Source organism: Paenarthrobacter sp. YJN-5, from assembly GCF_015040095.1.
GTDB classification, from domain to species: Bacteria; Actinomycetota; Actinomycetes; order Actinomycetales; family Micrococcaceae; genus Arthrobacter; species Arthrobacter ureafaciens.
Genome location: NZ_CP053544.1, coordinates 2,865,500 through 2,883,908 on the forward strand (window position 1 = coordinate 2,865,500; position 18,409 = coordinate 2,883,908).

The following is an 18,409-nucleotide window of genomic DNA, read 5'->3' on the forward strand; positions in this document are numbered from 1 at the left end:
AGGCAGCGGCGTCGGAGGAGGCAGCGGCGTCGGGCCCTTCTGGAGACGGGTCCACCGCCTGCGGAACTACCGGAAGAGTCACGCCGTCGGTTAGGGCGCGCCGCCGCGCGAGATGAGTTCCTTGGCCAGCCGGCGGTACGCATCAGCACCCACATGGTTGCCGGCATAGCTGGTAATGGGCTCGGCAGCTACCGTGGCGTCGGCAAACTTGATGGAACGCTTGATGACGGTCTCGAACACCTTGTCTCCGAAAGCTTCCACGAGCCGGGAAATGACCTCGCGGCTGTGCAGTGTACGGGCGTCGTACATGGTTGCCAATACGCCGTCCACCTGGAGCCTGGGGTTCAGCCTGTCCTGGACTTTCTCGATGGTTTCCACGAGCAAGGCGACTGCGCGGAGCGCGAAGAACTCGCAAATGAGGGGAATAATGACGCCGTGGGCGGCGGTGAGCGCGTTGACGGTCAGCAGCCCGAGGGAGGGCTGGCAGTCGATCAGGACGACGTCGTATTCGTCTTCGACGCTCTTCAAGGCACGGTCCAGCACCTGCTCGCGGGCAACTTCATTGACAAGCTGCACTTCAGCCGCTGAGAGGTCGATGTTTGCCGGCAGGAGGTCCACTCCTTCGACGCCGGTCTGGTGGATGGCATCGCGAATACTCACCTTGCGGTCCATGAGCACGTTGTAGACCGTCAGGTCCAGCTCATGCGGGTTGACCCCGAGTCCTGCCGACAACGCACCCTGGGGGTCGAAGTCCACCAACAGGACTTTGCGGCCGAACTCGGCGAGCGCAGCGGCCAGGTTGATGGTGGAGGTGGTCTTGCCGACGCCGCCTTTTTGGTTGACCATGGCGATAACCCGCGCAGGTCCGTGGGAGGCAAGTGGAGCCGGTTCCGGGAATTCGCGGTGAGGGCGGCCCGTAGGTCCCATGATGGCGTCTTCCAGATCGAGCTCGGTGCCTGCCAGGGTTGCTGTTCCCCGTTCGATGCTCACTAATCCAACCACTCTTTCGACGACGATCTTCCCTGCCGCTGATCCTTGAGGTTCAGCCCTGCTACCCACCTAGGCTACAGCCCCCGACACGGTATTTTTGGGAACTTGACTTTCCTTCATTCGTGAGCCTTTACCCTCTAGTTGAGGTGGAAGGTTGCTTGTCTTTCACGTCGGTCCATCCGGACACGGGAAAGGCCGGCACCCTTGCGGGTACCGGCCTTCCTTGGTGCAACAAGGGGTTAGAGAGAAGCCTTTTCCCGTTCCTGTGGAACGTCGGCCACCTCATCGTGCGCCATCATGGTTTGCTCGTCGAACGGTGCATTTCCGCTCAGGACCTGGTTGACCTGGGTTGAGTCGATCTCCTTGACCCAAGTGCCGATCAGGACGGTGGCCACGGCGTTGCCCGTGAAGTTGGTCAGGGCCCGGGCCTCGGACATGAAGCGGTCGATGCCAACGATCATTCCCACGCCGCCGAGGAGTTCGGGCTTGTGGGCCTGGAGGCCGGCGGCCAGGGTGGCCAGGCCTGCTCCGGTGACGCCTGCCGCGCCCTTGGAAGCGATGATCATGAAGACCAGCAGGGAGATCTGCGCGCCGAGGTCAAGGGGCGTGCCCATGGCGTTGGCGACGAACAGCGAGGCCATTGTCAGGTAGATCGCAGTTCCGTCGAGGTTGAAGGAGTAACCGGTGGGAACCGTGACACCGACCACGGGCTTGGAGACACCGAGGTGTTCCATCTTGGCAATGAGGCGCGGAAGGGCAGCTTCGGAAGATGACGTGGAGAAGATGAGGAGGTACTCGCGGGCAAGGTACTTCATCAGCTTGAAGATATTGACGCCGGCTACCGTGCGGAGCAAGGTGCCGAGGATGACCACGATGAACAGCGCGCAGGTGATGTAGAAGGCGAGCATCAGCGTGAACATGCTCAGGATTGCCTGGGCGCCGGTTGCACCGACGACGGCGGCGATGGCACCGAAGGCGCCTACCGGGGCGAGCCACATGATCATGATGAGGATGCGGAAGACCAAACGCTGGCCGTGGCCGATGGCGTTGAGGATCGGCTGGCCCTGCTTGCCCATCTTCTGGAGCGCGAAACCTACCAGGATAGCCGCGAGCAGCGTCGGCAGGACCGGAATATCGCCCGGGATGATCCCGAGGAGGAAGTCCACGGTGCTGTCCGTTGCGGCCTTCTTGTTGGGGTCATAGGGAGTGAGCTTCAGCCCTTCTCCGGGATGGATCAGGTTGCCCACCACCAGGCCGATGGCGAGTGCGAAGGTGGACATGGCCACGAAGTAGCCCAGGGCCAGTCCGCCGACCTTTCCGACGGTGGCTGCCTTGGCGATGGAGCCGATGCCCAGGACGATGGTGCAGAAGATCACGGGCGCGATCATCATCTTGATCAGCTTGATGAAGCCGTCGCCGAGCGGCTTGAGCGATTTCCCTGCTTCGGGGAACACGAGGCCCACCACGGCTCCAAGGACTACGGCCAGGATGACGGCGATGTAGAGGTAATGCGACTTGTCGAGCCCCTTACGCCCTCCTGCGGCGGCGACTGCCGACTCTCCTCGTTGAGAGGTCATTGGATTCTCCTTCTGGATACTGTGTAAGGCGCCGCGGTGCTGCTTGCCAGCCCACTCCGCTGTCCTTGTGTGATATCCATCATTCAGCCAGTGGTGACACGTATCACCGTTGCGGTCATATTGGTCATGGGAGGCCACACGTGTTTCACAGCTGGAGTATTGCCCGCCGCCTGTTCGTGGCGAACTTGCTGTTCGTCCTGGTCCTCACCGCGGTGTTCGGCGCCTTCTCGGTAGTGGAGGCCCGCGACCGGGCGTACGACGATGCAGGCATCCGGATGCGGGCCATCGCTACGTCCATAGCCAACAACCCCTTTGTGCTGCAGGCCGCCGCCGCACCTGATCCGTCAGCGTCCCTGCAGCCCTACGCAATGGAGGTCATGGCCGATGCCGAGGCCGACTTCATCACCATCATGGCGCCGGACGGGACACGCTGGACCCACCCCCGCCCCGAGGAAATCGGAGGGGCGTACATAGGGACCATTGAGCCGGCGCTGCGGGGCGAAACGTTTACGGAAGTTACCGCCGGCACGCTTGGGCCTTCCGTCCGGACCATTGCCCCCGTCAAGGACCCGGAGGGCGCCGTGAAGGCCCTGGTGGCGGCCGGCGTCACTGTCCGCACCGTGGACACGGACCTGGCCCAACGGCTGGGGGTCATTGGCGGCATCGCCATAGGTGTGCTGATCTTCGGTTCCTTCGCATCCTGGCTGCTGGGCCGCTACCTCCGTACAGTCACCCGCGGCTGGGGTCCTGAACAGCTTGCCCAGTTGTTCGCCTATTACGAATCGGTCCTGCATTCGGTCCGGGAGGGACTCATCCTCATCGACACGCAGGGCAAAGCGGTGATGTACAACGACCAGGCCGCAGAGCTGCTGGGACTTCAGCCCGCGGCTGCCGACCGCTCCCCCGACCAGGCTCCACGGCTCAGTGAGCTTCCGCTGGAAGGCAGCCTCAAAGCATTGTTTGAATCCGGCAGGACCGCCCATGACGAGATCCACTTGACGGGTTCGCGCATCCTGGTGGTCAACCAGGCCCCTGCTGCCGGACCGACCACCACGCGAAACCGCCAAAAGCCCGCCGTGTACGGCACCGTTGCCACCATCCGGGACCGTACGGAGATCGAGTCGCTCGGCACGGAGCTGGAAACCATGAAGACACTCTCCGACGCCCTGCGGGCACAGACCCACGAACACGCCAACCGGCTTCACATGATCGTGTCCCTCCTGGAATTGGGCCGCACGCCGGAGGCGTTGGAATTCGCCACCAAGGATTTGGAGCTGAGCCAGCAATTGACCGACGACATGCTGGCTTCCGTCGACGAGCCGGTCATGAGTGCGCTGGTCATGGGCAAAGCCGCGGAAGCCCACGAACGTGGAGTGGAGCTTTCCGTCCGAACATCGGGCAACGCCGACGTGCGCGGCGTTGAAATCCAGGACCTGGTGACCATCCTCGGAAACCTGCTGGACAACGCGATCGACGCCGCGGCCGCCGGCGAGCCGCCCCGGAAGGTGGAGTTGGCCGTGGGCGCCGGGGACGCCGTCGTCGAACTTACCGTCCGGGACTCGGGCCCCGGGATCGACCCGACCTCCATTGACGACATCCTGCAGTACGGCTACAGCACCAAGTCCCCGCACGATCCCCGCGGCGGCCACGGCAGGGGCGTCGGGCTGGCCCTGGTCCGCCAGGCTGTCCGGCGGCTGAACGGTAGGATGTCCATCGACAACCGGGGGCTCACCGATGGTGGTGAGGGGTCGGTTGACGGCACCGGAGGCGCCCGCTTCCATGTTGTACTGCCCGCGCCCGTTCCCAAGGAAGAGAAGGCATGACGGACATCCGCGTTCTGGTGGTCGAGGACGAACCCATTGCCTCGGACGCACATTCCACTTACGTCGGCAGGGTTGAGGGCTTTACGCTGGTCGGCACTGCGGCGGATGGACAGTCGGCGCTCCGGATCCTGGGCGAGTTTTCCGCGTCCGGCGCGCCCGTGGACCTCGTGCTCCTGGATATGAACCTGCCGGACCTGCACGGCCTGGACGTCGCGCGGCGCATGCGTTCGGCCGGAATATTCGCTGACATCATCGCCATCACTGCGGTCCGCGAACTCAGCATCGTCCGGAGCGCGGTGTCGATCGGGGTCGTGCAGTACCTGATCAAACCCTTCACCTACGCCACCTTCGCCGACAAGCTCAACAGCTACCGCACCTTCCGGGACCAATTGGCCGGCCCCGCTGCAGGCCCGTCGAAAGCCGGCGCCTCCCAAAGCGACGTGGACCAGGCGTTCGCCAGCCTCCGGGCCCCCACGGAACTGCCCCTGCCCAAAGGGCTGTCCGGGTCTTCCCTTGACATGGTGAAGGAGTTCGTCCGGGGCAACCCGGGACCGGTGTCGGCGAGCGAAGTAATGGAAGCGCTCGGGATGTCCCGGGTCACGGCGCGCCGCTACCTTGAGTACCTCGCCGACGCCGGAACTGTCACCCGGGCCCCCAGGTACGGCACGCCGGGGCGCCCGGAGAACGAATACGGCTGGAACCGGACCTAACGCCCCTTTGTATACATTCAACCCGTGCAGAGTAGCGCACTAGCGCTTAAGGGGCCTTGATGTATACACTGACGGCATGCGCGCTAGTGACCGGGCTTACGCCGCCCTCCGGGAAGACATCGTTGAGTGGCGTCTTCGTCCCGGGGCGGTGCTGGCCGAAGTGGAGCAATCCGAGCGGCTTGGCGTGTCCCGCACTCCCCTTCGGGAGGCATTGGGCAGGCTGACCGCAGAAGGACTGACGACGGCGGCAGGCGGCCGCGGCGTCGTCGTCACCGACATCTCCCTCGACAGCATCGATGAACTTTTCGAACTGAGAGAAACCCTGGAGGTCCGCGCAGCAGCCCTCGCTGCCGTTCGCGGGGAACCCGCTGTGTTTGCGGACTTGCAGGCCCAACTCCTCAGGGCACCTGAACTGCTCAGCAGCGAAGACCCTGCGCGCCGCGAATACTACGCCCTGGTCAGCCGGCTGGATGACGCCATGGACGCCGCCATCGCAAATTCCTACCTGGCCCAAGCCATGCGCAACCTGCGCGTGCACTTGGTCCGGGTGCGGCGCCTCGCGGCCGACGACACGGCGCGGCTAAAGGCTGCGTCCGCAGAGCACGCTGCCATCGCCGAAGCCATAGCTGCCGGAAACAGCCGGCTGGCCGAAGCGGCTACCACCGTCCACCTGCACCGCAGCCTTACCCATCTCAAAGCCACATACGCGGCACGCTGAAACGCCCTACCCGAAGGAGCACCATGGTCCGGAACCACCACGTTCGTGTTTACAAGTCCGAGGAGAACCTGCCCCGTGAGGAGCAGTTGGCCCACAAGATCGCGGTGGTTGCCGCTGACCCCGTAGACGTGACGCCGGAAGTGACGGAGATGGTGATCAACCGGATCATCGACAACGCCTCCGTCGCGATTGCTTCGCTGAACCGTGCACCGATCGTTGCCGCGAGGGCGCAGGCACTGGCCCACGGCCCCTCCGCCAACGGCAAGGGCGCCAAGGTGTTCGGCATCGATGAGCGGGTCTCCCCGGAGTGGGCCGCCTGGGCCAACGGCGTGGCGGTACGGGAACTGGATTACCACGACACCTTCCTGGCCGCCGATTACTCCCACCCCGGCGACAACATTCCCCCGATCCTGGCCGTTGCCCAGCACACCGGGGCCAACGGTGCCGACCTCGTCCGGGCGATCGCCACCGGCTATGAAATCCAGGTGAACCTGGTCAAGGCCATCTGCCTGCACAAGCACAAGATCGACCATGTAGCCCACCTCGGTCCCTCGGCCGCCGCCGGCATCGGAACCCTGCTTGGCCTGGACGTGGAGACCATCTTCCAATCCGTGGGCCAGGCACTGCACACCACTACCGCCACCCGGCAGTCCCGCAAGGGCGAAATCTCCACCTGGAAAGCCCACGCCCCGGCCTTCGCCGGCAAGATGGCCATTGAATCCGCCGACCGTGCCATGCGCGGACAGACCTCCCCCGTGCCGATCTACGAGGGCGAAGACGGCGTGATCGCCTGGATGCTCGATGGCCCCGACGCTTCCTACGAAGTGCCGCTGCCGGAAAAGGGCGAGGCCAAGCGCGCCATCCTGGACACCTACACCAAGGAACATTCCGCTGAGTACCAGGCCCAGGCCTGGATCGATTTGGCCCGCAAGCTCAACCGCGAGCACCCCGAAACCACCGACCCGGCCAACGTGGACTCCGTGCTGATCAAGACCAGCCACCACACCCACTACGTCATCGGCTCCGGGGCCAACGACCCCCAGAAGTACTCCCCCACGGCGTCCCGGGAAACCCTGGACCACTCCATCCCGTACATCTTCACCGTCGCCCTGCAGGATGGCGCCTGGCATCACGTGGACTCCTACGCCCCCGAACGCGCCGCGCGCCCGGACACCGTGGAACTCTGGCACAAGGTCAGCACCGTGGAGGACCCCGAGTGGACCCGCCGCTACCACTCCCTGGACATCACGGAGAAAGCCTTCGGCGGCACCGTTGTCATCACACTCAAGGACGGCACGGTCATCACCGATGAAATCGCCGTCGCCGATGCCCACCCGCTCGGCGCCCGGCCGTTCGCCCGCGAGCAGTACGTCAACAAGTTCCGCACCCTCGCCGCCGGCCTGGTCGAGGAGGCCGAGATCGAACGGTTCCTCGCCGCCGTCGAACGCCTCACCAAACTCGGCGCCGGCGAACTTGACCAGCTCAACATCACCGCCGCCCCCGGCGTGATCAACCTCGAAGCAGCTCCGAAGGGACTGTTCTAAATGCTCTACTCCACCACCACGCCCGAACAGAAACGGGTGAAACTGCGGGAGCTGCTGGGCTCCGGGACCGTGCAGCAGTTCCCGGGCGCGTTCAACCCGCTCTCCGCCCGCCTCATCGAGGAAAAAGGCTTCGCCGGGGTCTACATCTCCGGGGCCGTCCTGGCCAACGACCTCGGACTGCCCGACATCGGCCTGACCACCCTCACCGAAGTCGCCACCCGCGCCGGGCAGATCGCCCGGATGACGGACCTGCCCTCAATCGTGGACGCGGACACCGGCTTCGGTGAACCCATGAACGTGGCCCGCACCATCCAGGAACTCGAAAACGCCGGCCTGGCCGGCTGCCACATCGAGGACCAGTTCAACCCCAAACGCTGCGGCCACCTGGACGGCAAGAACGTGGTGGACCTCGACACCGCCACCAAACGCATCCGCGCCGCAGCCGACGCACGCCGGGACCCGAACTTCCTCATCATGGCCCGCACGGACATCCGCGCCGTTGACGGTTTGGAGGCCGCGAAGGATCGTGCCAAAGCACTCGTGGACGCAGGCGCCGACGCGATCTTCCCCGAAGCCATGCGGGACCTACGCGAGTTCCAAGCCATCCGCGACGCCGTGGACGTGCCCATCCTGGCCAACATGACCGAGTTCGGAAAAAGCGAGCTCTTCACCGTCGAACAGCTCCAGGAGGTGGGCGTGAACATGGTCATCTACCCCGTCACCCTTCTCCGCATTGCCATGGGCGCAGCAGAGCGTACTCTGGAAACGATCAAGGCTGCGGGGACCCAAGAGGCGCAAGTAGAGAACATGCTCACGCGCGCTCGCCTCTACGAACTCGTGGACTACGAGGCATACAACCAGTTCGATACCGGCGTTTTCAATTTCCAGGTTCCTGGCATCCGCTAGGCCCGTACCAACAAGGGGACGCTGGCCACCGGAATCTTCCGGCGGCCGGCACTAGAACGAAGGAGTTCAACATGGCAGATGTTGACATCAAGAAGGGCCTCGCCGGAGTCGTGGTGGATTACACCGCAGTCTCCAAGGTCAACCCGGAGACGAACTCGCTGCTGTACCGCGGCTACCCGGTCCAGGAGCTGGCCGCCAAGTGCAGCTTCGAGGAGGTCGCCTACCTCCTCTGGAACGGTGAACTTCCGGACCAGGCCCAACTGGCTGAGTTCACAGCCCGCGAGCGCGCGGGCCGCGCGCTGGATCCCGTGGTCAAGACCGTGATCGACACGCTTCCCACTACCGCGCACCCCATGGACGTCTGCCGGACCGCGGCTTCAGTGCTTGGTGCACGCCACGAACTCGCCGAGGACTCCAGCCCCGAAGCCAACATGAAGAAGGCCATCGATCTGTGGGCTGCCATGCCTGCCGTGGTGGCCTACGACCAGCGCCGCCGCAGGGGCGAGGACGTCGTTGAACCCCGGGAGGACCTGGACTACTCAGCCAACTTCCTCTGGATGACATTCGGTGAGGAACCCGTTGACGAGGTGGTAGAGGCTTTCAACGTCTCGATGATCCTCTACGCGGAGCACTCGTTCAACGCCTCGACGTTCACCGCCCGCGTGGTGACCTCGACGTTGTCCGACCTGCACTCTGCCGTGACCGCAGCCATCGGGGCGCTCAAGGGACCCCTGCACGGCGGCGCCAACGAAGCTGTCATGCACACCTTCGACGAGATCGGCATCCGCAGCGAAGAAACACTCGAAGAAGCCGCGGCCAGGGCCCGGTCCTGGATGGAAGAAGCCCTCGCCCAAAAGAAGAAGATCATGGGTTTCGGTCACCGCGTCTACAAGCACGGCGACTCACGCGTTCCCACCTTGAAGGCCGCCTTGGACAAGATGATTGCCCACTACGGGCGTCCGGAACTCCTGGGCCTCTACAACGGCCTCGAGCAGGCCATGGACGAGGCGAAGGCCATCAAGCCGAACCTCGACTACCCGGCCGGACCCACGTACCACCTGATGGGCTTTGACACGCAAACCTTCACGCCGTTGTTTGTGGCCAGCCGCATCACCGGGTGGACCGCCCACGTCATGGAGCAGCTGGCATCCAACTCCCTGATCCGGCCGCTCAGCGAATACAACGGCCCGGAGGAGCGCCACGTCCCCTAATACCGGGGTTGAAAAGCAGTACTCGGGTGTGAAAGCACCACAAACGACGGCGGTCCTGCCACCTTAACGTGGCGGGGCCGCCGTCGTTCGCATGCACGAGTCCCCGCTTTGTTCCGGTGCCCTTAGCTGCCCGACCAGGCGACCGTGTAAACGCTCGCGACGCTCTGGTTGTCCGGCGCAAGGTCAACCTGCACTGCGATCCGTTGCCCCGCGATCATGGCAGGCAGCCAGTGTTCGGCGTCCGCCCACATGCGTTCCACGGGAAGCTGCGCCACCGGATACCAGTCAGGGGCGATCTCATCGCTTTCCGATGGCTCCCCTATCCAGGTACGGGTCAAATAGACGGTAGTGGCCATGTTCCATTCAGGCCGGGCAGGGAAGATGAAGTCGACCGTTCCCGCCTGGACGAGGTCCGCTGCCCTGACCACGACGTTGATCTCTTCCATGACCTCGCGTACGGCTGCTTCAACGGCTGTCTCGCCGGGCTCCACGTGCCCTCCGACACCCACGACCTTCCCGCTTCCGAAGCCCGTTTTCTTGGTACCAAGCAGGACGTGCTCTCCCTCGGCGTCGTTTCGAAGAAGGAAGCAAAGAGTCACGTGGGCTGCTGTCATGCAGCCCACCTTAACCCGATATCCCCCGCCGGTGCCGCCATTGCTACAGTGAGCGCATGAACAACTCCGGGGGTGAAATGCGCGCGGCCACAGCCGCCGGCAGCGACAGCGGAACCATCGCGGAGCCGGGGGCAGCCGAAGCCCGGGAAACGTTGACCACTGCACCCGAAGCAACTAGGGCTCCGGGCAAGCCACAGCAAAAAGCTCCGCACCGTGATGTCCGGCTTCCCAAGTGGCTTGTAGCCCACCCCCTGTACGTCGGTTGGGCATGGACTGTTGTATGGGCCGGGCTGATCGTCGTGGACGAGGTGGTGGACCTGGCAGGCTGGACGTGGTACCTGCTGGTCTTCGCTGCCGCGCTGCCCACGATCGTCTCCACCCTGTTCGTCCTTCATGCAACGCCCCGCAGCCACCTGCGCGCAGTGGATTCCACGGTGCTGGGCCACTTCTTCGTCAGGTTCCTGGCACTCGTCGCGGCGTTCATGGTCTGGGCAGCTTCAGTGGTGATGAGTGCTTCCATCTCAACTACGGTCCAAACCCTCATCGGGGACTCGGAGAAAGAAGTCACTGCCCTGGGCTTCAACCTGATGCTGGCGGCCGTCCCATTGGTGCTGTCCGTCCTGTGGATGGCTTTCATCATCCGCTGCGCATGGTTCCTGAGACGGCTTCGTGGCTGGCGGGAAATGCCGCTCAAGACCCGCGTCCCCAGGAAGTTCCTGCGCCGCCACCCGGACCTGAAGAGGGTAGTTGTGGGTTTGGCCCATCCGGGACTGTTGCTGGTTGCCGGGCTGGGAACGTCGCTGCTGGCAGTCTTCGTGGATGCCGTGGAACTCACCATCAGCGTCCTGGAGTAGGGCGCCTGGGATCCGTGGACGGTCAGCCCAGGGCGCGCGGGTGCGCCGCTGCGTAGACTTCCCGCAGAGTATCTGCCGTCACCAGGGTGTAGACCTGCGTCGTGGTAACTGACGCATGGCCCAACAATTCCTGCACCACCCGGACATCCGCCCCACCTTCCAGGAGGTGGGTTGCGAAGGAATGGCGCAGCGTGTGTGGTGACACGTCCTTGGTGATGTTCGCTTTCTCCGCGGCAGTCTTGAGGATAGTCCAGGCGCTCTGGCGGGAAATCCTTCCGCCGCGGGCATTGAGGAACAAGGCCGGGGTCCCCTTACCCTTGGACGCCAGGAAGGGCCGTCCACGGACGACGTAGGCGTTGATAGCCCGGGCACCGTAGGAACCGAGCGGCACCAGCCGCTCTTTGGAACCCTTTCCGAAGAGCCTGACGATCGCGGGTTCGTCCACCGCACCGTCCGGTGCACCGCCGTCCGGTGCCACGCCGTCCGTTGTCGTGCTGTCGGTTGACGTGCTGTCCAGCGAAACGTCGTCCACGTCCAGGCCGACCGCCTCGCTGATGCGCGCACCGGTGGAATACAGGAATTCCAGGAGGGCCCGGTCCCGTAGTCCGGTGGCAGTGTCGGTGCCTGCTGCCTCCAGAATCCTCGTTACTTCGTCCACGGTGATGGCTTTCGGAAGCCTCCTGCCCGGCATCGGCGGGTGGACCTCGCTGGCGGGATCCGCCGTCGTGATTCCTTCCAGCGCCCAGAATTTATGCAATCCGCGGACCGCCACCACAGTGCGCGCTGCGGAGCGGACGTTCAGTGCCGACGCGCCGTCGGAACCGTCGGACAACGCCTGCACAAAGGCGGTGACGTGGTGTCTGGTAATGTCCCGGGGCCCGGATACTCCCTGGGCGGCCAGGAAGTTCGCGTAGCGGGCGAGGTCGCGTTTGTAGGCGGACAGAGTGTTGGCAGCCAACCCGCGCTCCACCCCCACGTGTTGGAGATAGTCAGTCATTGCGCGGTCAACACTGTTGACAGCGCGCGCCTCCCCGGGCCCGGGCATGCTCAGCGCTGGCTGGGGTGGGCCGGCCACGGGGCATCAGCAGGCCGCAGGCTGCTGAAGCCGTCCGCCTTGGCCGCCGCGGCAGCCAGGATGCCCAGCACTGCGGAGGGGTTATGCAGCCTGCCCTCCAGCACAGCGCGGACGGCATCTTCCAGCGGAATCCAATGCAGTTCGATTTCGGCTTCTTCGTCCGTCCGGACGTGGCGGTCGGCCTCCGGCACGTCCGTGAGTCCCCGGGCAAGGTAGATACGGACCGCTTCGCTGGAGGAGCCCGGTGAGTTGAAGAAGTCAACCAGGACGTTCCACGTCGCAGCAACGAGGTCGGCTTCTTCGGCAAGTTCGCGGGCAGCGCCCACCACGAAGTCCTCCCCCTCGATGTCCAACAGCCCGGCCGGAATCTCCCAGAGGTCCATGCCCACCGGGTGCCGGTACTGCTTGAGCAGCAGCACTTCACCGTCCACGTTCATGGGCAGGACTGCCACCGCGCCGGGATGGTCGATGTAGTCCCGGACCAGCGCGTCTGTGTCCTCCGCCAGCTGGAATTCGTCGCTGACGACGTCCCAAATGCGGCCCTCGTAGACCTTGCTGGAAGACAAAAGACGGCGCGGGCTCGGCACGTCCGAAACCTGCCGTGTCGTGTTGGGGGTTTCAGAAGTACCGGGCATCGCGCCGTCCTTTGCTTATTCGGTTATTACTTGGCAGCTACCGTGCGGGCGCCGGTATCGGTCCCGACAGCGGCACCTTCTCGGCGCTCAAGCGCGGCCTTGACCAGTCCGGCAAACAGCGGGTGCGGACGGGTCGGACGTGAGCTGAGCTCCGGGTGGGCCTGCGTAGCAACGTAGTACGGGTGCACTTCGCGGGGAAGCTCAACGTACTCAACCAGCTTGCCGTCAGGTGAGGTACCGGAGAACACCAGGCCCTGGGCCGCAATCTGGTCACGGTATTTGTTGTTGACCTCGTAGCGGTGCCGGTGGCGTTCGCTGACAGTGGTGGTGCCGTAGGTCTCGGCAACCACGGAGCCCTCGTCGAGCTTGGCTTCGTAGAGTCCCAGGCGCATGGTGCCGCCGAGGTCTCCCTTGCCTTCCACGATGTCCAGCTGCTCTTCCATGGTGGCAATGACCGGGTACTTGGAGTCGGGCTCGAACTCGCTCGAGGATGCACCTTCAAGGCCCACGACGTTGCGTGCGTATTCGATCACCATGCACTGCAGGCCAAGGCACAAGCCAAGAACGGGGAGCTTGGTTTCGCGGGCGAACTTCAGGGCGCCCAGCTTGCCTTCAAGGCCGCGGATGCCGAAGCCGCCGGGCACGCAGATGGCGTCAACGCCGGCCAAGGACTTGGTGGCCCCTTCCAGCGTTTCGCACTCATCCGAGGGCACCCAACGGATCTTGACCTTGGCTTCGTTGGCGAAACCGCCGGCACGGAGGGCTTCAGTCACCGAAAGGTAAGCATCAGGAAGGTCGATGTACTTACCCACCAGGGCGATCTCCACATGGTGCTTCGGGTTGTGGACGGCTTCGAGCAGCTTGTCCCACTTGCTCCAGTCGACGTCCTTGAACGGCAGGTCCAGGGCCCGGACGATGTAGGAATCCAGCCCCTGGGAATGCAGGGTCTTGGGGATGTCATAGATGCTCGGCGCGTCGGCAGCGTTGACCACGGCATCGATGTCGACGTCGCACATGCGGCCGATCTTCTCGCGCATGGCCTCGGGCACCTCACGGTCCGAACGGATCACGATCGCCTCGGGCTGGATGCCGATGGAACGCAGTGCTGCCACTGAGTGCTGCGTCGGCTTGGTCTTCAGTTCCTGGGACGGACCGATGTACGGAACCAGTGAAACGTGCAGGAAGAACACGTTGTTCCGGCCGACGTCCTGGCGCACCTGGCGTGCGGACTCAAGGAACGGCTGGGACTCGATATCGCCCACCGTGCCGCCGATTTCCGTGATGATGACGTCGGGAGCGTTCTTGCCCTCGGCGGGCAGGCGCATGCGGCGCTTGATTTCATCCGTGATGTGCGGGATGACCTGGACGGTGTCCCCGAGGTATTCGCCGCGACGTTCCTTGGCAATGACCGTGGAGTAGACCTGGCCCGTTGTGACGTTGGCCGAGCCTTCGAGGTTTTCGTCGAGGAAGCGTTCGTAGTGTCCGATGTCGAGGTCGGTCTCTGCGCCATCATCGGTGACGAAAACTTCGCCGTGCTGGAAGGGATTCATCGTGCCCGGATCCACGTTCAGATAGGGATCGAGCTTCTGCATAGTTACAGACAAACCGCGTGCCCGCAGCAGGTGGCCGAGGCTGGAAGCCGTCAGACCCTTACCGAGCGAGGACGCCACACCACCGGTGACGAAGATGTGTTTGGTCGTCTTGGACGAGCCCGGGAACCGGGAATTTACACGGGAATTTGATCGCTGCACCACGGAATTCGAGCTTATCATCAATTACGCCTTCCAAGCGTCCGGTTCGGGTTCCCCAAATGGTCCATGGTTGCCCGGTTCCCTGCCAGTAATCAAGGCCCCGGGGAACAAATCGGGCGGATGTGATTGTGCTCCCAGTTTGGCGCTAGGCCCGTTGGGGCAGGAGTTTTGCATCGTTCAGGAGCTCCTGTGCGTGTGCCTGGGCGGACTCAGAGTCTTCCTGTCCGGCAAGCATGCGGGCCAGCTCTTTGACCCGCTCTTCCTCTGAAAGCAACTGCACATCGCTCGAGGTGAACCCGCTGGTGGTCTTCCCGTCAGCCCCGCGAACCGACGTCTTGGTGACCCGGATGTGCTGGTCGGCGAAAGCGGCAACCTGCGGCAAGTGGGTCACCACCAGCACCTGGACGTGGCGGGCCAGCATGGCCAGCCTGCGGCCGATCTCGACGGCGGCCCGCCCGCCCACGCCAGCGTCCACTTCGTCGAAGACGAACGTCGGGACGGGATCGACGGCGGCAAGCACCACTTCGATTGCCAGCATCACGCGTGAGAGTTCACCGCCCGAGGCGCCCTTCCCCAGCGGACGCTCCGGAGCCCCCGAGTGCGGGCGCAGCAGGAACGCAATCTCATCGGCCCCCCACGGACCAAGGGATCCGGCGTCCTCCACCTTGATCACCAGCGTGGCGTCAGCCATGGCAAGCGCCTTCAACTCCGCACTGACCCGCGCCGAAAGATCCTTGGCTGCCTTGGTACGCGCCTTGGTGATCGCAGCTGCCAATTTCTTGAGCTTTTCTTCGGAGGCCACCACCTCGGCGTCCAATGACTCGATGCGGCTCGAGTCGTCTTGGAGCTCATCAAGCCTGGTGCGCGCGGTGGCCGCCCACTCGAGTACTTCGTCAATGCTCGGCGCGTACTTGCGGATCAACTTCGCCAGCGCGGCCCGTCGTTCTTCGATCCCGGAGAGCCGCTCCGGCCCCTCGGTATCCAAGGTGGCCTGATAGCTGGAAAGTTCGGCGGCGATGTCGTTGAGGAGGAACCCTACCTCCGCGAGGCGGGCAGCGGCAGCCCCCAGCGCTTCATCGTGGTCCGCAACGTGTTCCAATGTTCGCTTCGCAGCATCCACCAAGGAGGTCGCGTCCCCCGCGTCGCCGAACTCCTCAGCGATGAGCGACTCGTGCGCGGACGCGGCGGCCAGGCGCAGCTCCTCGACGTTGGCCAGTTTCACGGCTTCCGCTTTGAGGGCTTCGTCTTCTCCGGGCTGGGGATCAATCCCGTCAATTTCGCTCAGCGCCGCCTCCAGCGACTCGGCCTCACGGAGCCGCTCCCGCGCTTCGCTGCGCAGGGTCTCCAGTTCGCCTTGAATCGACTTCCAGTGCTGGTAAAGGTCCTGGTACTCCCCCAGGGACTTGGCCAGGGCAGCCCCGGCGAAGCGATCCAGCGCATGGCGTTGGGCGGCTGCCCCCTTCAAGCGGATCTGGTCCGTTTGGCCATGGACCACCACCAGGCTCTCGCCCAGCTCCGCCAGGACGCCCACAGGTGCCGTCCGTCCGCCAACGTGGGCACGGCTGCGTCCGTCCGCGCCTACCGTGCGGGCCAGCAGCAACTCCGCTACGCCGTCGAACTCCTCCGCGTCCCCGCCGGCTTCGCGGGCACGTTCCACGGCGGCGTGCCCCGGGTCCAACTTGAGCACCGCTTCGGCGGAGGCTGACTTGGCCCCGCTGCGCACCGCGCCGGCGTCCGAACGCGCGCCCAGGAGGAGCCCGACGGCGGTGACCACCATGGTCTTTCCGGCGCCGGTTTCACCGGTGACGACGCTGAGGCCCGGGCCAAGCGGAAGGGCGGCATCAGTGATGACGCCGAGGTCACGGATTCGGAGTTCTTCAAGCATGCTTCACTTCGCATTCGTGGGATCGGAGGGTTCACCGGGCCCAAGCTCGTGCGGGCTCGGAAGGGGCGCCGGGGAGGGGGTACGGATGACGGGAATCGGCCCCGTATGGACCTCGCCGGTCCGTGGCGCGGGACCACGCCAGCCGTGGATGGGCAACTGGAACTTCCGCACCAACCGGGCGGAGAAGGGCGTCTTGTGCGTCCTGGCCAACCGTACCGGGGTTGCTGAACGCGTCACCTCCACGCGGGCTCCCGGAGGAAGGTCGACCGATCGCCGACCATCGCACCACAGCACGCCCAACGCATCAGTCCGGTTCATGATTTCAACGGCGAGCTTGGAACTCGGCGAGACCACAAGGGGTTTGGCGAACAAGGCGTGCGCGCTAATGGGGACGATCACCAAAGCCTCCACTTCCGGCCAGACCACCGGGCCCCCGGAGGAGAACGCATAAGCTGTGGAGCCGGTCGGAGTCGCCAGGACCACGCCGTCGCAGCCGAAGGAGGTCAGCGGCCGCTCATCCACTTCCGTGACGACCTCCAGCATCCGTTCCCGGTTTGCCTTCTCTATCGCTGCCTCGTTCAACGCCCACGTGTGCCAGATCTTCTGACCTTTGATCCAGACCTGGACATCGATGGTCATGCGCTCTTCCACCGTGTACTGGCGGCTGGCGATCCACTCCACCGTCTGGGCAAGATCCGCCCGTTCGCTCTCTGCCAGGAAACCCACGTGGCCGAGGTTGACTCCCAGGAGGGGGACATCCACTTCCCGGACCAGCTCCGCGGCCCTCAGGATGGTGCCGTCGCCGCCAAGGACCATCACCAGTTCCACGTCCTCCAGGCTGACGTGGTCATGGAGGATCTCGATCGGCGTGTCCACGGCGCCGAAGAACCGCTCAACGTCCGCCAGTTCCGACTTCTGCAAGACGGGCACCAGCCCGGACGAATGCAGCTGCGTACACGCATCCCACGCCGCCCGGAGGGACTCCTCCCGTCCGGTGTGGGCAAGGACAAGTACGTGCCTGCTCATTCGGATTCTGCTTCCTAGTCGTTCGGCCAGAGTGTTCTCATCAACGCAGCAACATCCTCGTCCCGCCCTTCGATCTTAGGCACGGGCACGGACATCCTGCGTTTCATCCACAGAAAGTATTCAATGTTTCCGTCCTGCCCCGGCAACGGGCTGGCAGCCAATCCCCTCAGCTCCAGCCCCGCATCGACCGCAGCACCCGCCACCCGGGCAACCGCCCGCCGTCGTTCATGGTCCGAGGAAACGACGCCGGTACGGCTCAACCGTTCCTTGCCCACTTCGAACTGCGGCTTGACCATCAGCACCAAATCGCCACCCGGCTCCGTGCAGGCAGCCAACGGCTCCACGACGAGGGTCAGGGATATGAAGGAAAGATCCGCGACAGTCAACGCTGCAACCCCGCCGATCAGGTCCGGAGTCAAGTACCTGACATTCAGGCCCTCGTGGACGTCCACTCGCGGATCCTCGCGGAGCGGTTGGACCAACTGCCCGTGCCCGACATCCACGGCAACGACTTCCGCCGCACCCTGCCGAAGCAGCACATCAGTGAACCCGCCCGTGGAGGCACCGGCGTCCAGACACCTGCGCCCGGCCACGGCGACCGCGGGAAAGGCCGCCAACGCCCCAGCGAGTTTATGGCCGGCCCGGCTGACGTACACGTCCTCCGGATGGGCAGCGACCTCCAGCTGTGCCTGCGCATCAACGTGGAGGGACGCCTTGGACAAGACCGCACCGCCTGAGCTCACCTTGCCGTCGCTGATCAGTTTCGCCGCATGCGTCCGGGACCTCGCGAGACCACGCGAGACGAGTTCCTGGTCAAGTCGTGCCATGCGTCAGTTGGTGCCTTCCGGGTTCAGGGATGTTTCCCGGGGTGCGGCAGGAGGCAACCCGGGTTCCGCGTCGAGTGCCTCAAGCAAGGAGTCGTGGACGGCGGCGTAGATATCCACGTGGTCCGCCACGGCTGCATCCGGTATACCTGCCAGGAAGCCAAGTGCCCGGTCAACCGCGGGGTCATGTGTCTCTTCAGGAACACCCGGCCAGCGAACAACGGCCTCGGCTTCCCCAGGAACAGTGGGATCGCTCATCACGCCAG

The 18,409-nt window shown here is 64.4% G+C and carries 17 protein-coding genes; 7 read left to right on the plus strand and 10 right to left on the minus strand.

The annotated features are described in order from the left end of the window. Nucleotides 1-90: 90 nt before the first annotated feature. Both HMI59_RS13535 and HMI59_RS13540 read right to left on the minus strand, forming a co-directional pair. The gene (locus tag HMI59_RS13535; protein ID WP_166184089.1) at nt 91-990 is read right to left on the minus strand and encodes a ParA family protein; all 900 of its coding nucleotides are present in this window, start codon (nt 988-990) and stop codon (nt 91-93) included. A 239-nt stretch (nt 991-1,229) separates the two neighbouring features. Beyond that, nucleotides 1,230-2,567 carry a cation:dicarboxylate symporter family transporter gene (locus tag HMI59_RS13540; RefSeq protein WP_193591598.1) on the minus strand — a complete coding sequence of 446 codons (1,338 nt, stop codon included), beginning with the start codon at nt 2,565-2,567 and terminating at the stop codon, nt 1,230-1,232. Nucleotides 2,568-2,707: 140 nt separating this feature from the next. Between HMI59_RS13540 and HMI59_RS13545 the strand changes: the two genes are divergently transcribed. From HMI59_RS13545 to HMI59_RS13570, 6 genes are all read left to right on the plus strand, one after another. Further along, nucleotides 2,708-4,390 (plus strand): sensor histidine kinase, encoded by a 1,683-nt coding sequence (locus HMI59_RS13545; protein ID WP_193591599.1) that lies wholly within the window; start codon nt 2,708-2,710, stop codon nt 4,388-4,390. Further along, nucleotides 4,387-5,100, plus strand: coding sequence for a response regulator (locus HMI59_RS13550; protein WP_166184083.1), 714 nt, complete (start codon nt 4,387-4,389; stop codon nt 5,098-5,100). Before HMI59_RS13545 ends, HMI59_RS13550 begins: the two co-directional genes overlap by 4 nt. Before the next feature lie 76 nt (nt 5,101-5,176). Beyond that, the gene (locus HMI59_RS13555; protein WP_193591600.1) at nt 5,177-5,818 is read left to right on the plus strand and encodes a GntR family transcriptional regulator; all 642 of its coding nucleotides are present in this window, start codon (nt 5,177-5,179) and stop codon (nt 5,816-5,818) included. A 23-nt stretch (nt 5,819-5,841) separates the two neighbouring features. Then, the gene (locus HMI59_RS13560; protein WP_193591601.1) at nt 5,842-7,362 is read left to right on the plus strand and encodes an MmgE/PrpD family protein; all 1,521 of its coding nucleotides are present in this window, start codon (nt 5,842-5,844) and stop codon (nt 7,360-7,362) included. Continuing rightward, a complete protein-coding gene (gene prpB / locus HMI59_RS13565; protein ID WP_166184078.1) occupies nt 7,363-8,268 on the plus strand; it encodes a methylisocitrate lyase in 906 nt (301 codons plus the stop codon). It abuts the gene before it with no gap. 71 nt (nt 8,269-8,339) lie between these two features. Further along, on the plus strand, nt 8,340-9,479 hold the full coding sequence (locus HMI59_RS13570) for a bifunctional 2-methylcitrate synthase/citrate synthase (protein ID WP_193591602.1): 1,140 nt from the start codon (nt 8,340-8,342) through the stop codon (nt 9,477-9,479). 122 nt (nt 9,480-9,601) lie between these two features. Here HMI59_RS13570 and HMI59_RS13575 read toward each other — a convergent pair whose 3' ends face one another. Continuing rightward, nucleotides 9,602-10,093 carry an 8-oxo-dGTP diphosphatase gene (locus tag HMI59_RS13575; protein ID WP_166184077.1) on the minus strand — a complete coding sequence of 164 codons (492 nt, stop codon included), beginning with the start codon at nt 10,091-10,093 and terminating at the stop codon, nt 9,602-9,604. Between the two features lie 56 nt (nt 10,094-10,149). On the opposite strand from HMI59_RS13575, the gene HMI59_RS13580 reads away from it, so the two are divergent. Further along, nucleotides 10,150-10,947, plus strand: coding sequence for a hypothetical protein (locus tag HMI59_RS13580; RefSeq protein ID WP_193591603.1), 798 nt, complete (start codon nt 10,150-10,152; stop codon nt 10,945-10,947). Nucleotides 10,948-10,969: 22 nt separating this feature from the next. Here the strand turns inward: HMI59_RS13580 and xerD are convergent, their stop codons facing one another. The 7 genes from xerD to HMI59_RS13615 all read right to left on the minus strand — a co-directional run bounded on the left by xerD (nt 10,970) and on the right by HMI59_RS13615 (nt 18,401). Further along, on the minus strand, nt 10,970-11,992 hold the full coding sequence (gene xerD / locus HMI59_RS13585; RefSeq protein ID WP_227471388.1) for a site-specific tyrosine recombinase XerD: 1,023 nt from the start codon (nt 11,990-11,992) through the stop codon (nt 10,970-10,972). A gap of 2 nt (nt 11,993-11,994) precedes the next feature. Then, nucleotides 11,995-12,657, minus strand: a complete 663-nt coding sequence (locus tag HMI59_RS13590) for an NUDIX hydrolase (RefSeq protein ID WP_021473417.1) — start codon at nt 12,655-12,657, stop codon at nt 11,995-11,997. Nucleotides 12,658-12,683: 26 nt separating this feature from the next. Continuing rightward, on the minus strand, nt 12,684-14,429 hold the full coding sequence (locus HMI59_RS13595; RefSeq protein ID WP_021473418.1) for a CTP synthase: 1,746 nt from the start codon (nt 14,427-14,429) through the stop codon (nt 12,684-12,686). Between the two features lie 124 nt (nt 14,430-14,553). Beyond that, the gene (recN, locus tag HMI59_RS13600; protein WP_193591605.1) at nt 14,554-16,293 is read right to left on the minus strand and encodes a DNA repair protein RecN; all 1,740 of its coding nucleotides are present in this window, start codon (nt 16,291-16,293) and stop codon (nt 14,554-14,556) included. A gap of 3 nt (nt 16,294-16,296) precedes the next feature. Continuing rightward, the gene (locus tag HMI59_RS13605; RefSeq protein ID WP_021473420.1) at nt 16,297-17,319 is read right to left on the minus strand and encodes an NAD kinase; all 1,023 of its coding nucleotides are present in this window, start codon (nt 17,317-17,319) and stop codon (nt 16,297-16,299) included. Nucleotides 17,320-17,333: 14 nt separating this feature from the next. Then, the gene (locus HMI59_RS13610; protein WP_166184069.1) at nt 17,334-18,146 is read right to left on the minus strand and encodes a TlyA family RNA methyltransferase; all 813 of its coding nucleotides are present in this window, start codon (nt 18,144-18,146) and stop codon (nt 17,334-17,336) included. Nucleotides 18,147-18,149: 3 nt separating this feature from the next. Next, entirely contained in the window at nt 18,150-18,401 is a 252-nt protein-coding gene (locus tag HMI59_RS13615; RefSeq protein ID WP_193591606.1) for a hypothetical protein, read from the minus strand. Nucleotides 18,402-18,409 lie beyond the last annotated feature (8 nt).

What these genes read in the sequence shown, in the direction of transcription:
- HMI59_RS13595 (WP_021473418.1), bottom strand. Translation starts at nt 14,429, where the DNA reads ATGATAAGCTCGAATTCCGTGGTGCAGCGATCAAATTCCCGTGTAAAT.
- HMI59_RS13560 (WP_193591601.1), top strand. Translation starts at nt 5,842, where the DNA reads ATGGTCCGGAACCACCACGTTCGTGTTTACAAGTCCGAGGAGAACCTG.
- HMI59_RS13570 (WP_193591602.1), top strand. Translation starts at nt 8,340, where the DNA reads ATGGCAGATGTTGACATCAAGAAGGGCCTCGCCGGAGTCGTGGTGGAT.
- recN (WP_193591605.1), bottom strand. Translation starts at nt 16,293, where the DNA reads ATGCTTGAAGAACTCCGAATCCGTGACCTCGGCGTCATCACTGATGCC.
- HMI59_RS13575 (WP_166184077.1), bottom strand. Translation starts at nt 10,093, where the DNA reads ATGACAGCAGCCCACGTGACTCTTTGCTTCCTTCTTCGAAACGACGCC.
- HMI59_RS13605 (WP_021473420.1), bottom strand. Translation starts at nt 17,319, where the DNA reads ATGAGCAGGCACGTACTTGTCCTTGCCCACACCGGACGGGAGGAGTCC.
- xerD (WP_227471388.1), bottom strand. Translation starts at nt 11,992, where the DNA reads ATGCCCGGGCCCGGGGAGGCGCGCGCTGTCAACAGTGTTGACCGCGCA.
- HMI59_RS13580 (WP_193591603.1), top strand. Translation starts at nt 10,150, where the DNA reads ATGAACAACTCCGGGGGTGAAATGCGCGCGGCCACAGCCGCCGGCAGC.
- HMI59_RS13590 (WP_021473417.1), bottom strand. Translation starts at nt 12,657, where the DNA reads ATGCCCGGTACTTCTGAAACCCCCAACACGACACGGCAGGTTTCGGAC.
- HMI59_RS13610 (WP_166184069.1), bottom strand. Translation starts at nt 18,146, where the DNA reads ATGGCACGACTTGACCAGGAACTCGTCTCGCGTGGTCTCGCGAGGTCC.
- HMI59_RS13555 (WP_193591600.1), top strand. Translation starts at nt 5,177, where the DNA reads ATGCGCGCTAGTGACCGGGCTTACGCCGCCCTCCGGGAAGACATCGTT.
- HMI59_RS13615 (WP_193591606.1), bottom strand. Translation starts at nt 18,401, where the DNA reads ATGAGCGATCCCACTGTTCCTGGGGAAGCCGAGGCCGTTGTTCGCTGG.
- HMI59_RS13550 (WP_166184083.1), top strand. Translation starts at nt 4,387, where the DNA reads ATGACGGACATCCGCGTTCTGGTGGTCGAGGACGAACCCATTGCCTCG.
- HMI59_RS13540 (WP_193591598.1), bottom strand. Translation starts at nt 2,567, where the DNA reads ATGACCTCTCAACGAGGAGAGTCGGCAGTCGCCGCCGCAGGAGGGCGT.
- prpB (WP_166184078.1), top strand. Translation starts at nt 7,363, where the DNA reads ATGCTCTACTCCACCACCACGCCCGAACAGAAACGGGTGAAACTGCGG.